The sequence below is a fragment of the Niallia sp. FSL R7-0648 genome (assembly GCF_038007005.1).
GTDB lineage: Bacteria > Bacillota > Bacilli > Bacillales > Cytobacillaceae > Niallia > Niallia circulans.
The window spans coordinates 862,044-876,343 of the sequence record NZ_JBBOWE010000001.1 but is presented as its reverse complement, the minus strand read 5'-3'; the positions used below and the strand labels follow the sequence as shown (position 1 = coordinate 876,343).

General features: G+C 34.9%; 10 protein-coding genes. All 10 read right to left on the bottom strand.

Features of this window, described 5'->3' with window-relative positions:
• Nucleotides 1-10: 10 nt before the first annotated feature.
• Nucleotides 11-1,546: a multiple monosaccharide ABC transporter ATP-binding protein gene (gene mmsA, locus NSQ89_RS04180; protein WP_047942373.1), complete on the bottom strand. Its 1,536-nt coding sequence runs from the start codon at nucleotides 1,544-1,546 to the stop codon at nucleotides 11-13.
• A gap of 29 nt (nucleotides 1,547-1,575) precedes the next feature.
• Nucleotides 1,576-2,625: a multiple monosaccharide ABC transporter substrate-binding protein gene (chvE, locus tag NSQ89_RS04175; protein ID WP_235850119.1), complete on the bottom strand. Its 1,050-nt coding sequence runs from the start codon at nucleotides 2,623-2,625 to the stop codon at nucleotides 1,576-1,578.
• A 330-nt stretch (nucleotides 2,626-2,955) separates the two neighbouring features.
• A complete protein-coding gene (locus tag NSQ89_RS04170) occupies nucleotides 2,956-4,182 on the bottom strand; it encodes a response regulator transcription factor (RefSeq protein ID WP_047942375.1) in 1,227 nt (408 codons plus the stop codon).
• Nucleotides 4,183-4,188: 6 nt separating this feature from the next.
• Entirely contained in the window at nucleotides 4,189-5,991 is a 1,803-nt protein-coding gene (locus NSQ89_RS04165) for a cache domain-containing sensor histidine kinase (protein WP_047942376.1), read from the bottom strand.
• Nucleotides 5,992-6,010: 19 nt separating this feature from the next.
• Nucleotides 6,011-7,012 carry a substrate-binding domain-containing protein gene (locus NSQ89_RS04160; protein WP_061797334.1) on the bottom strand — a complete coding sequence of 334 codons (1,002 nt, stop codon included), beginning with the start codon at nucleotides 7,010-7,012 and terminating at the stop codon, nucleotides 6,011-6,013.
• A 146-nt stretch (nucleotides 7,013-7,158) separates the two neighbouring features.
• The gene (gene rhaA, locus NSQ89_RS04155; RefSeq protein ID WP_061797337.1) at nucleotides 7,159-8,412 is read right to left on the bottom strand and encodes an L-rhamnose isomerase; all 1,254 of its coding nucleotides are present in this window, start codon (nucleotides 8,410-8,412) and stop codon (nucleotides 7,159-7,161) included.
• Between the two features lie 15 nt (nucleotides 8,413-8,427).
• A complete protein-coding gene (gene rhaB / locus NSQ89_RS04150; RefSeq protein WP_341132283.1) occupies nucleotides 8,428-9,846 on the bottom strand; it encodes a rhamnulokinase in 1,419 nt (472 codons plus the stop codon).
• 169 nt (nucleotides 9,847-10,015) lie between these two features.
• Nucleotides 10,016-10,981, bottom strand: a complete 966-nt coding sequence (locus tag NSQ89_RS04145; protein ID WP_053215678.1) for an AraC family transcriptional regulator — start codon at nucleotides 10,979-10,981, stop codon at nucleotides 10,016-10,018.
• Between the two features lie 255 nt (nucleotides 10,982-11,236).
• A complete protein-coding gene (locus NSQ89_RS04140) occupies nucleotides 11,237-11,839 on the bottom strand; it encodes an NDxxF motif lipoprotein (protein ID WP_047942379.1) in 603 nt (200 codons plus the stop codon).
• Between the two features lie 375 nt (nucleotides 11,840-12,214).
• A complete protein-coding gene (locus NSQ89_RS04135; protein ID WP_047942381.1) occupies nucleotides 12,215-14,284 on the bottom strand; it encodes a bifunctional rhamnulose-1-phosphate aldolase/short-chain dehydrogenase in 2,070 nt (689 codons plus the stop codon).
• Between the last annotated feature and the right edge of the window lie 16 nt (nucleotides 14,285-14,300).

The window sequence follows — 14,300 nt, the reverse complement described above, 5'->3', positions numbered from 1 at the left end:
CATTGTTCGCTTACCCCCTTACTTTACTTTTGGTCATATATTTCATTAATTTCTCTTGATTTGCTTCTTCTTTAAGAACTTCTCCTGTTATGCGCCCTTCATTCATTACATAAATACGGTCACACATCCCTAATAGCTCTGGTAATTCAGACGAAATCATCAGAATACTTTTTCCCTCATTGACAAGATCATTAATGATTGTATAAATTTCATATTTAGAACCAACGTCTATTCCTCTAGTAGGTTCATCTAAAATTAAGATATCTGGCTCTGAAAATACCCATTTACTTAATACGATTTTCTGTTGATTACCGCCGCTCAGATTTCCAGCTTTTTGAAAGATGCTTGGTGTTTTTATTCTGAATTTCTGCCGATATTCTTCTGCAACCTTTATCTCTTGATTCTTATCTAACACAGCATGTTTAGAAATACGGTCAAGCGTTGCAAGCGTAATATTCTGTTTAATGTCTTCCATTAAAATTAAACCATTACCTTTTCTATCTTCCGAAACATAGGCTAGTCCATTATTTATTGCTGCAGTTACATCTTTGAATTGCACTTCTTTCCCATTTTTTATTATTTTTCCATTGATATTCTTTCCATATGCTCTTCCAAATAAGCTCATTGCTAATTCGGTACGTCCAGCTCCCATTAATCCAGCAATCCCGACAATCTCTCCCCTTCTAATCGTTAAGGAGACATTATCGATTACTTTCCTATCCATATGCTTTGGATGGTAAACATTCCAGTCTTTTACCTCAAAAACAACCTCTCCAATATGGGGAATTCGCTCTGGATAACGATTGGTAAGATCTCTTCCTACCATTCCTTTGATAATTCTGTTTTCATCCACCTGATCATTCTTTACATCCAATGTCTCAATCGTTTTTCCATCTCTTAAAATGGTGATAGAATCGGCAACCTTTTCAATTTCGTTCAGTTTATGAGATATAATGATGGCAGACATTCCTTGTTTTTTAAGTTCTAATAATAAATTTAGTAAGTTTTCGCTGTCATTCTCATTTAAAGAAGCTGTTGGTTCATCTAAAATAAGCAGCTTAACATCCTTTGATAAAGCTTTTGCGATTTCTACTAATTGTTGTTTACCTACTCCAATATCACTTACCTTTGTATTTGGTGATTCACTTAATCCGACTTTTTTAAGCAATTCCCTTGTACGCAAAATTGTTTTATTCCAATCAATAACGCCTTTGTTAACGATTTCATTTCCTAAAAAGAGGTTTTCTGCTATCGTCAATTCCGACACTAATGCAAGCTCTTGATGGATAATTACGATTCCTAGCTCTTCACTTTGTTTGATGTCTTTAAATGTGCAAACCTCATTATGAAAGAAAATATCTCCAGAATAAGTACCATGTGGATAAACTCCGCTCAATACCTTCATTAAAGTTGATTTACCAGCACCATTTTCCCCACAAAGGGCGTGTATTTCTCCTTGCTTAACCTTTAAATTAACATCATCTAAAGCTTTAACCCCTGGGAACTCCTTCGTAATATTTTGCATTTCAAGAATTATATTTGCCATGTCCTTCACCACCTCTATTTTTTTTACTATTACTGCCCCAGCTGCTCTTTCGTATAATAATTCGTATCGACTAATTCAGCTTCATAATTTTCTATATCCACAGAAACCGGTTTCAAAAGATAAGCAGGAACTACTTTTTTTCCGTTGTTATATGTTTCCGTATCATTTACTTCTGCTTCCTCTCCATTGAGTAAAGCCCTTGCCATTTCCACTGCTTTCTTAGCTAATTCTCGTGTATCTTTGAAAATGGTTTGCGTTTGTCTTCCATTTATAATTGCTTTAATAGAAGCAAGCTCTGCATCTTGTCCTGTTATAATCGGCATCGGTTTATCTTTGCTTCCATAGCCAACACCCCTTAATGACGAGATAACCCCAATACTAATCCCATCATAGGGAGACAAGACGGCATCTATCCGTTCAGAGGAATAATGAGCACTTAATAAATTATCCATTCTGGCTTGAGCTAATGCTCCATCCCAGCGGAGTGTCGCTCCTTGACTAAATTTTGTCTGCTTACTTCTTACGACTAGTTTGCCAGAATCTATATATGGCTGAAGGACTGACATTGCTCCATCGAAGAAAAAGTATGCATTGTTATCATCTGGAGATCCGGCAAAAATCTCTATATTAAATGGCCCTTCAGAATCTTTTAATCCTAACTTCTCCTCAATATATTGACCCTGCAGCTCTCCTACTTTAAAATTATCGAATGTTGCATAATAATCTACATATTCACTGTGCTGTATTAAACGGTCATACGAAATAATTTTTATGCCATCCTTATGTGCTCTCTCTAGAACGCCTGTTAATCCGGATCGGTCATCGATGGGGGCAATGACAAGAATATCTACACCTTTTGTAATCATATTTTCAATTTGTGCTGTTTGATTCTCAATCACATCCTCTGCATATTGTAAATCTGTTTTAAAGCCAAGTTCTTCAAACAGTTTTTTCATATTTTCTCCATCATTTACCCATCTTTCTGATGATTTGGTAGGCATGGAAATACCAATAAACCCTTTTGACTCTCCAGAAGTTTTTTCAACTCCACATGCAGCAGTAATAAATGTTAGTACAATGACAGCAATAAATGTAAACACTTTTTTACACAAACAAACTTCCCCCTTTCTACATTTGTCTTAAGCTTTTATTTTGACTAAACTTACTATAGCATCTGCCTCAAGTATGGTCTTTTCAAATAATTTACTATTTTTATACTTTTTTAACTTAAATTAAAACGCTTTCATTTTAATTAAGAAAATAATATCTATGTTGTCTTCTCTATCCCTCTACTGATCATTAGTTGAATAATTGGCTATACGGACAGTTGATCTCCCACCTATTTTCCCGAGCTGCGTTTAGTCTTATTTCATAAAAAAAGAAGCCCCTTTTTCATGGCCTCTACTCCTTCACTGTATATTATTTGTTTCCTCCATAATATTTCTGCGATATTTATTAGGGGAAACACCCATAATCTTTTTAAATGCTGTACTAAAATAATGCTGCGTTTCATATCCGACTAGCTGAGATATTGTGATAATTGGATAATCTGTTGATTGAAGTAAATATATTGCCTGTTTCATTCGTTTCGTTGTAAGGAGCTGGACGAAACTTACTTTTAATTCCTGCTTCATTAGTCTGCTTAAATAAACAGGAGATACCTGTAAAGTGATCGCAACTTTTTCAAGTGAAAGGGAAGAATCCGCATATTGATGGTCAATAATACTCTTTGCTCTTCTCACAATAGGTGAAATATTCATTTCCTGTTGGATCATTTCTTTACAGATTTTATATAAGGAAAAGAGATGTTTGTAATCCACTTCATTGTTATTTATATAGGTGGCAATAGACATTTTTAGTTCTTTTCTGATAGATTCCTCCAACTGTAAAGCCACCTCATTAGTGATAGTTTGCCAGATAATTAGGACAATCAGTCCTGATTCATCATGAAAATAACCTATTTCCTTGTGTTGTAAGAATAAGAGAATATGATATTTTAACGATTCTTGAATCTCTCCTTTTTCCTTTTCACTTAAAATAGGCTTGTTTTCGAGAAATTCTAAACAAGAAATAACTACTAGTTGTTTAGGTATACTTGTATTTAAATAGTAAAAAGCTAATTGTTCCTTTATTTCCTCATTCGTTAATTTGCCCCCTAACCATTCACGGAAGAAATTATGTTGTAAGGTCGGCAGATTTTTAGTGAATTGTTCGGATGTTCTGTCCAGTAAAGCCCTTTTTTTATTTACTTCTACTAACTCCATTTTAATCTTATTTAACAATCCCATTAGATGATCTGGATCGATAGGTTTTAATAAATAATCGAATACATTTAATCGAACGGCTTCTTGGGCATACTTAAATTCATCATAACCCGTTATAATAATAATTTGGCAGTCTGGCAGCTTTGCTTTTACCTGTTTAATCACCATTAGTCCATTTACAATTGGCATATTTATATCTATAAGGAGGATGTCGACAGAATGCATCAGCGAAAGCTCTATCGCCTCTTCCCCATCCTCCGCTTCCGCTATAACATTCATCTGAAGTGCAGACCAATCAATGGCATTCCGTATCCCTTCCCGAATAATAGGTTCATCATCAGCAATTAACACATTCCATATTTGTTTATCCATCCATTCTCACTCCTTCTTTTCCTCTAGATTCATGGGAAGTTTTATCGCTACTGTTGTTCCTTTATCATGCTCACTATCAATTGCTAGACCATACGCGTCTCCATATGTAAGTTTAATTCTTGCTTGTACATTCATCATGCCATAGCCAAAATTTATCTGTTCCTTCCTTTCCTTTTTTAAGATCACAAGCGTATTTAGTTTTTCTCTTAGTGCATGTAACTCCTCCTCTTCCATGCCTTTTCCATCATCCGTTACTTTTAAAAGTAAGCACGCATTTTCTTGAATAGCAGAGATGTTTATGTTTCCAGGTCCTCTTCTTTCTTTTATTCCGTGATAAATGGCATTCTCCACTATAGGCTGAAGGACCAACTTAAGGATTGTTACTTCTGTCAAATTAGAATCATATATAATTTCATAACTTAATTTCTCCTGATATCTTGCCTTTTGAATCATAAGATAACTTTGAATATGCTTCATTTCGTCTTTTAAGGGAATCATATCATTGCCCTTACTTAAACCAATTCTGAAAAAGGAAGATAATGATGCAACTACCTCTGCAACATCTTTTGCCCCATGCTTTCTTGCCATCCAATTAATAGTATCTAATGTATTGTATAGAAAATGTGGCTTTATATGTGCTTGCAGGCTTCTTAATTCTGCTTCTCTCTTTTGTTTTTCTTGCATTTCTGTTAATGTTATTAAACTATTAATCTTTGTAATCATATGATTAAATGTTTTTCCAAGTCTGCCAATCTCATCTTTTCGTTTCCCCTTATAACGGATTTCCATCTGGCCATCTTCAATTTTTCTCATCATCGTCATTAATTCAATGATCGGATTGGAAATTGAATGAGAAAAATAATAAGACACCGTTATACCGGCAAAACACAGAAAAAATACAAAAAAGAACAAATACAATTGAATTTCTTTTACTTCTGCTACTGATTCATCCGAATGAAATATCCCAACTGTTGTCCAATTGGAAAAAGGGGTTCTTTGATAAATAAACTCCATCTTCTCTCCATCTACTACCTTTTTATAAGCCCCCCAATCGTCTTCTAATAAAATCGTTTCTGGAATCTCGAGTGCTTCACTATTAGAAGTAGAATAAATCTCTTTGCCATTTTCATCTATTACAGTTAAAAATCCCGATAATCCAATATGGACATTATTCATCGCTTCTCCAATGACTCTTAACTTTAAATCGATTAATAAGACACCGGTTATTTCTTGTGTATCTCTATCGACAATTGCCCTCACTACAGTCACCACATCTTCATCCTTGTAATTAATTTGACTGATAATATGACGCTTTTCAGGCTTCCCAATAATTTTAAAGATCCCCTTATTCCGGACTGCCTCTTTATACCATTCCTCCTTTGTCAAATCCACTCTATCCTCTGCATAAAGTTCATTACTAATATATTTTCCTTCCTTATTGATTAATAGGATTCCTGCAATTTCTGGATATAAGGATGTAAACCCTTGCATTTTTTGGCGAATGGAATAACTTTGATCCGTCTCGTTTCCTTCCTTTCGATCTGAGGAAAAAAACGTCTTAATTTGTGCATCCATCGAAATGAGATAACTTACATTTTGTACATTCGTTATGGACGACTCTAATGTCGTATTTACTTGATTGATTAATTGCAAGGTATTTTTTGTTGCCTGTTCTCCTAAAATTTTTTCCACTGTTACACCGACTAATAAGCCTAGACCAATGGCTGGGATAATACTAATTAGTAAAAACAAAGCAATCAATTTATCTCTTAGTGAAAAATCATTAACTTTCCCTAATTTCGCGAACATTTATCTAAACCTTTCTTCCTTACTTTGTATATTCGGCATAATATTCTTTCACATTATCCTTTGTAACAATGGTAATTCCTGTATCCACATAAGGAGGCAGGCCATGAGGGTCGCTAATGATGTCCTTCTGATGCAGTTTAAAGAGAAACTGCATGGACCAATAGCCCATATTCCATGTCCCCTGAGCAATGGTTGCAGATATAGTTCCATTTTCTATGTTATCTAATGTCTTTCTGTCTACATCAAAGCTGATAATCTTTACATTTATCTCCTTGTTATCTTTTGCTGCATCTGCTACCCCGACTCCCCCATTCGCTTCTGTTACAAATATCCCTTTAATATCTGGATATTTTTTTATTATCTCTTTTGCTATTTTTTCCGATTTCAGTTGATCGCCTTCTCCGTTTCGGACTTGCACCACTTCTATATTCGGATAGTTTGATTTAATGGTTTCCACAAACCCTTTTGTTCTTTCTTGATGGTTTAACTGATCTGGCAGCGTAATAACGGCTACTTTTCCCTTTTTATTTATAAGAGATGCCAGCTTACCTGCTGCCTTTACACCCGCTTCATAATTGTTAGTGCCTAAAAAGGCTGATGCTTTGCTTAATGGTGCATCAGAATCGAACAAAACAACTGGAATCCCCATCTCCACAGCTTTATCAATGGTAGTATTTAGATTATTTGGATTTATGGCAGAAAGAGCAATCCCTGCAGGCTTCTTGGCAATCACTTGCTCTAATATAGTAATTTGCTCATGCAGGTCATATTGTGTTCCCCCTCTATAAGCAACAGACACATTCCATTCATTAGCTGCGTCCTCAAATCCCTTTAATGCCGACTTCCAGTAATCCATCCCTGCCAGAAAGGTTACCATCACGTACTCGTCATTAACTGCACCTTGTAAGCGCTCTCTTTTCATACCGTTATTATCATCTAAAGCATTATACAAATGAGAATAATAAAAATAAATACCAAATAATATAAAAACAAACATATATACATACAGTAACCGCTTCAAAAACCACACCTCCAAAGGAAAAAACTGTATGTATCATTATACATGGAAACATTTACAGTGAAAAGAAAAAACAAGTATCCAACATGCAATTCCATCTTTAAACCATAAAAAAACCACTCTCATGGTGAGAGCGATTCCTTTATATTTTATCTTTTGGAAAGAACTTCTTCCTCATACACTTTCACTTCACTCAGCCAAGATTCACGCACTGGTACATCCATTTGTTCACAATAGTAATCCCATATTGCCCCAAATGGATATGTTTTAAATTCTTCCATTAATGCCAATCTCTCTGTGAAATTTCCTTCCTCTTGTAATTGTTTTAATTTATCATTTGGAAGCAATAATGCATTTAAAAGAGCTTTAATCATATTTCTTGTACCAATTGTCCATGCTGCTACTCGGTTAATGCTTGCATCAAAGAAATCAAGACCTATAATTACTTTATCCAATGCATCATTACGTACTATTTCAACAGCAATTTCTTTCAGTTCATCATCTAAAATAACAACATGGTCACTGTCCCATCTTACTGGCCGCGATACATGTAATGCCAATTTATCGCTAAATAAAAGCATGGAAGAAATTTTATTCGAAACAGTCTCGGTTGGATGATAATGGCCTGTATCCATGAGGCATAATTTATTATTTTTCAAGGCATAGCCTAAGTAAAATTCATGGGAACCTACTACATAAGATTCCGAACCAATTCCAAAAACCTTGCTTTCTACTGCATCTAAGTTATAGCGTTCATCTGTTTCTACAGCATAAATTTTATCTAAGGAATCCTTTAATCTTTTTCTTGGGGTTAAACGGTCGCTTGGAATGTCTTTGTAGCCATCCGGTATCCATATATTCGTTAATGCCGGTGTTCCGAGCTCTTTCCCGAAATATTCAGCAATTTTCCGACTAGCAATACAATGCTGAATCCAAAAATCACGAATTTCTTGATCTGGATGAGCTAACGTTAATCCATCAGCTGCTTTTTCATGGGAGAATAAAGTCGGATTAAAATCCAGCCCTAAGCCATTTTCTTTTGCCCATTGCACCCAATTTTCAAAATGCTTTGGCTCTAACTCATCTCTTTCTACGGCTAGCCCATTGGTTTCTGCATAAATAGCATGGAGATTCACGCGATGTCTACCAGGAATAAGCGAGAGCGCCTTCTCTAAATCGCTTCTTAATTCCTCCGGATTCGTTGCTTTCCCAGGATAATTCCCAGTTACATCAATACCACCAGATAATTCTCTTTGATTTACTTCAAATCCAGCAATGTCATCCCCTTGCCAGCAGTGGATGGAAATCGGAATATTCTTTAGCTTTTCTAATGCTTCTTCTACATTTACTCCCCATTGCTCATATTGTTTTTTTGCTAGATCAAAATTTTCTTTAACCGACATGATTGTATCCTCCTTTTATTTGATTACATCTTCCGCAGCTTTATATGCTTTTATCTCAAATGATTGCTTTATCATTTGTCTAGCCTCTGATAAACTATCTATTTCTCCTAATGCGATGAATTGAGAAACAATATTCCCAATTGCTGTCGCTTCTATCGGTCCAGCATATACATCCTTCTGAGACGCTTCTGCAAGTAGCTGGTTTAGCATTTCATTCTGACAGCCGCCGCCAATAATATTAATACTCGGAAAAGTTTTTTCAAAAATTTCTTCTATCTCATTTATCGCTGTAACATAGCTATCTACTAAACTATCATAAACACATTTCGCTATTTCTCCAGGTGTTGTCGGAACTTGCTGTCCTGTTTCTAGACAATAGTTCTGAATTTCTTCTACCATATTGTCAGGCTTTAGAAAACGATTATCATTTACATTTACAATACTTGAAAAACCTTGTGCCTCTTTTGCTAATTCAACAAACTTGGCAAAAGAGTATTGGTTATTATAATTGCGTCTGACTTCCTGTATCATCCATAGTCCCATAATATTCTTTAAGAAACGATAGCAATAATCAATTCCTCCTTCATTAGTAAAGTTATAATCTAAAGCCTTTGTCACACAAATTGGAAATCTATTTTCCACCCCAATCAATGACCATGTCCCCGAACTGATATAGATTGTATCGTTAAAAGCTGGAACTGAAATTACTGCTGAACCTGTATCATGAGTCGCTGGCAAAATCACTTTCATATCAAAGCCAAACTCTTCCACTAATTCTGGTCTTAAATTCCCAAGAATCGTATTTGGCTTTTTAATTTCTTGGAATATTTCTTTATTGATCTCTAATATATCAAGTATCGTTTTATCCCATTTTTTGGTGAAAGCATTTAATAACTGTGTCGAAGTAGCATTGGTGTATTCATTCACTGCAATACCTGATAATAAATAGTGTAAATAATCAGGTATCATTAAAAAGGTTTTCGCTTGTGCGAATACTTCTGGCTGTGTCTTTTTTAACGAATATAACTGATAAATAGTATTAAATTTTTGGAATTGAATTCCCGTTTCTAAATACAATCTTTCTTTCATTATTTTCTGGAATACTTCTTCCATCATGCCATCCGTTCGATCGTCCCTATAAGCAACAGCATCTGTTAAAAGTTCCCCCTTTTCATCTAGTAATACAAAATCTACTGCCCATGTATCGATACCAATACTTTCAGGAGTAATTCCTATGTCATTACATTTTTTAATTCCTTTTTTTATTTCCGAAAATATCATATCTATATCCCAACAATAATGCTGTCCTTTTTTGATCATCTTATTGTCGAAACGGTGAATTTCTTTCAGTTCTAATTTTTCTAATTGAACAGACCCGAGAATAAGCCTACCACTTGAGGCTCCAATATCTACTGCCAGTGTATATCTAATCATTTACACCTCTCCTTGAAAAGGAATTAGAAAACGTTTTCTTAAGGATATTGTAACGGGTTTCATTTTTAAATAAAATAACGCACTTTTCTTTTTTATTGTCCTTATTTTCCATATCTCGTTCATTGTTTTATAAAAGGAATGAGATTACAAAGAAAGAACTAGCAAATTACTATTTTGCTAGTTTCAATCGAAACGCTTTTGGCGTCATGCCATATTTTTCTTTAAATATCCGATAGAAATAACTTATATTATCATACCCTACTTCTTCTACAATTCTCTTAATCGGAAGATCAGTTGTCTCTAATAGATTCTTTGCTTCGCTCAGTCGCTTTTCCTGCAGCAATTCCTTAAAAGTATAGCCTGTTGCTTTCTTAATATTTTTACTTAATGAAGACGTTGATTGGTGAAGGTGTCCAGCAAGTTCATTCAGTGTCCCTAGCTGATAGTGCTCTTCAATGTAAGTCAAAGCCTCTATGACTACATACTGATCTTGTGTTACTCCTTCATTTTGTTGAATCTTATCAGTATTTTTTATCAGTTCAATCATTAATAATCCCATATAAAGCTTCATCGTCGATTCAGATAAAATGGAATTATTACTTTCTTCTTTTAATAGTTTCCCAATTATATCCTGGATTTCTATGACCTCTGAAACCTTGTAATATAAATACTGACCACTCTCTTTATGTTTAAATAAACTACTAATTAAAAAATCTGTCAGCTTATTTTCTTCATGTAAATATTGAAATATAAATTGAAAAAATGGCGGCTGAATGATGAAATTAACGACGATATCTTCCTTATCACATGCCTCTATTTCATGTTCTATGTGCTGATTTAAAAATAGGAGTTCTCCTCTTTTCAGCACGATTTCATCATTCCCGACTTTCTGCTTCAACTGACCATTTACGACATAATTAATCTCAATATAATTATGCTTATGTTTAGGAAAATCAATAAAACGTGTATGCTTTCTAACCGCTATCATTTTATCATTACGCAAAAACTTTTCACTTTCTATTATAAAATTACTTTGACTGGTATAGATGTCTTTCATTACCCCTTGTTTTTGCTGAACAATGCTTATTTCTTCCTCTGTTAACTTCCTTAATTGTTCCATTACAACATGATCCAAGAAGGTCAGCCTCCTAATTTAACTATCTTTGATTATTATGAGAGGTACAGAATGGTTTAGCAACTATTCCGAGGAAAAGTACATATTTTTTGATAAATAAGGTGGGGAGGAATTAACGCTAGCACACAGAAAGTTCAACTGTAAACCGTGCATACATAAAGCAGCTCTCCCTATAAAAGAAGCTAAGCTGCTTTATCTGTATTGCCATTCTATTTTAAAGGATAGCCCTCTTTCCATTTCTAATCTGCTGTTTTCTTATTGCTCCTGTCTAAATGCTTTAGTCTTGATATTTTTATTTTCCAAAAACTCTTCTATTTTTTTCTGTTCTCTTCCGTTTACTACATTACTTCTTTTATTTAAAGAGGCCATGTTTACTGTAGGAATGACATCTTCATTCAGGTCGTCTGTAAGTTGGTCGAGCACTGTATCTAATTCATTTAGCATCTCATTTAAACTTATAATATATCTACTTATTCTTTCGGATTCTTCTTGATAACCTTGGGGTAATGTATTTTGTGAGATATAGTTTAAAAAGTTTTCATCATTTTCTCTTGTAAGCCTGTTAATTTGCTTTAACTTCTCTAAATCACTTTTCGTTAATTCTTTTTCTTCATCTATTATCTCTTGAAAAGGGGAACTAGCAAGATATAATTCTTCATGGGTGTCTAAGTATGTTTTTATGCTTGATTTCATTTCTTCTTCATCAATGACACTATTTTGTTTGTCAGAATAAAAAATGGTACTAGGAATCTTCACATTATTTGTATCGACTATTTCCTCTTCCGTTTTCATTCCCCCTCCTTTTGAACATGCACTTAATAGAAAAAGAATTAGGATACTATAAAATATTCTTTTCATAAACGCCTACTCCCCTTTGTAAATATAATATTCCCTGGCTTTAGAGGACTAATAGGAGAAACATCACAAATGGTATGTCCACTTAATCAAATTGACCTTCCATTAATTGTTGGTATTAGCTAGAAAAATATTTTAGTCATTCGTTAGTTACTATTTCAAAAGAGATGTCCTCATTTCCCTCGTCTTAATACAAAACAACTTTTAAGCAATTTTTATCCGTTAGTTTAATAAACATCCATGAATATTTTAACATATATTACCTTATTTAACATTAAAAAGAAGTGTGATTTTCATGGAAATCACACTTCTTTTATGCTTATCTTTATCTCTTTGAGCCTCTCAAAAGAACAAATTAGGATAATAATCCAACCAATATTATCTAGTAAAGGCTGCTGGAACTCCTCCATCTACTGTCAGCATGCATCCAGTAGTTTTCTCCGCTTTGGAGGAAGAGAAATAACAAATCGCTTCCGCTATATCCTTTGGAAAAATATTTACCAATAAAGTGGTCCGTTTTTTATAATGTTCTTCTAGTTGATCTGGTTCAATTCCATAGTTAGCTGCTCGCTCTTCACGCCACTTAGAGCCCCAAATAGCGGATCCTTGTAATACGGCATCAGGTAAGACAGTATTAACACGTATACCGAATTCTCCTCCCTCTGCTGCAATACATCGTGCAAGATGCGCTTCCATTGCTTTTACCGAACTATAGGCCGTAACATTCTTCCCTGCGTAGACAGAGTTTTTAGAACCAATGAAGACCATACTTCCACCTAGTCCTTGTTCCTTCATTTGTTTGAACGCTTCTCTTGCAACTAGAAAATACCCTGTACCAAGAACATTTAAGTTTAAATTCCATTCTTGTAGAGACGTTTCGTCAAATGGGCTAGAGGTAGCAAGACCAGCATTATTGACGATGATATCCACCCCTCCAAAGGTAAGAGCTGTTTTCTTGTATGCTTCTTTCACCGCATCTTCTTTCGTGACATCCATCTTAACGGCTAATGCTCTCACGGAACCATACTTCTCATTTATTTCTGCTGCAACCTTTTCGGCACCTTCTATATTAAGATCTGCAATAACAACATGTGCCCCTTGCTCTGCAAATAGTCGACATGTTTCACTGCCTATCCCGCCAGCTCCACCTGTAACAAATGCGACTTTACGAGAGAATTCAGCTTCTTTCGGGGCAAGGGATAATTTATACAATTCTAGTGGCCAATACTCTATTTTAAATGATTCATTTTCATTCAACGAGACGAAATTACCTAAGGCTGTAGCTCCCTTCATAACAGAAATTGCACGGCGGTATAAAGCACCGCTTACTTCTGCCATAGCTAGTGTCTTCCCAGTATTAACCATCCCAATGCCAGGTATTAGAATAACACGCGGAGCAGTTTCAGAAATTTGATCTCCAGTCTCTTTGTTTCTATCAAAATACGATGTATATTCTTTTTTAAATTCTGCTACACCTGATTTAATTTTTTCTTTTAAACTAGCAATATCTTTCGTTGTTGGATTCCATTCAATATATAAAGGCTGTCTTTTCGTATGTACAAGATGATCTGGGCATGCTGCACCAATTTGTGATAAGGTTTTGGCATCCTTACTATTTACAAATTGAAGCACATCAGCCCCTCTATCGTAGGTTAACAGCATTTGTTTTTCTCCACTAACCGCACCGCGGATTACTGGCATTACTTGGCTTAAAATTTCTTCTGCCTCTTCTTCATTTAAAGCAGGATATTGTTCTCCGCCAAATACTTGCTCCTCTTCTATTTTATTATGAATATAGTTTTCCGCTTCGTTAATAATCGCAATTGTTTTGTTATAGCTTTCTTCGGCAGTTTCTCCCCAAACAACAAGACCATGTTTCTCCATTAATACTAATTCTGCATTTGGATTATTCTTCACCCCTTCTGCAATCATTTTAGATAAGGTGAATCCAGGACGAATATACGGAACCCAAACGAAACGATTCCCATATATTTCTTCGGCAATTTGTTTTCCATTATCAGCACAGCAAATACTAATAATGGCATCGGGATGTGTATGATCTACATGTTTATACGGTAAAAATGCGTGTAATAAAGTTTCAATAGATGCCCTTGGATGAGAACTATCAATCATACAATGAGATAGATAAGCAACCATTTCCTCATCTGACATTTCTTCTCTTTCCATTAACGGTTTTATATCCTCTAGCTTTAGACCAGTAAAATTATGCGCTTTCATTGTTGCTAAATCTGAACCACTTCCTTTTACCCACATTACTTCTATGTCTCTTCCACGGAAATCCTTTTCGGTTGTTTTCATAGAAGTATTACCGCCACCCCAATTACATACTGCTCGATCTGTCCCAATTAAGTTAGAACGATATACAAGTTCTTCTAATCCCTTATTTAACTGAGAAGCCTTTTCATTATTCCATAAATTCTGTACCATTAATATTTCTCCCTTC

What these genes read in the sequence shown, in the direction of transcription:
- rhaA (WP_061797337.1), bottom strand. Translation starts at nt 8,412, where the DNA reads ATGTCGGTTAAAGAAAATTTTGATCTAGCAAAAAAACAATATGAGCAA.
- NSQ89_RS04165 (WP_047942376.1), bottom strand. Translation starts at nt 5,991, where the DNA reads ATGTTCGCGAAATTAGGGAAAGTTAATGATTTTTCACTAAGAGATAAA.
- NSQ89_RS04170 (WP_047942375.1), bottom strand. Translation starts at nt 4,182, where the DNA reads ATGGATAAACAAATATGGAATGTGTTAATTGCTGATGATGAACCTATT.
- rhaB (WP_341132283.1), bottom strand. Translation starts at nt 9,846, where the DNA reads ATGATTAGATATACACTGGCAGTAGATATTGGAGCCTCAAGTGGTAGG.
- mmsA (WP_047942373.1), bottom strand. Translation starts at nt 1,546, where the DNA reads ATGGCAAATATAATTCTTGAAATGCAAAATATTACGAAGGAGTTCCCA.
- NSQ89_RS04140 (WP_047942379.1), bottom strand. Translation starts at nt 11,839, where the DNA reads ATGAAAAGAATATTTTATAGTATCCTAATTCTTTTTCTATTAAGTGCA.
- NSQ89_RS04135 (WP_047942381.1), bottom strand. Translation starts at nt 14,284, where the DNA reads ATGGTACAGAATTTATGGAATAATGAAAAGGCTTCTCAGTTAAATAAG.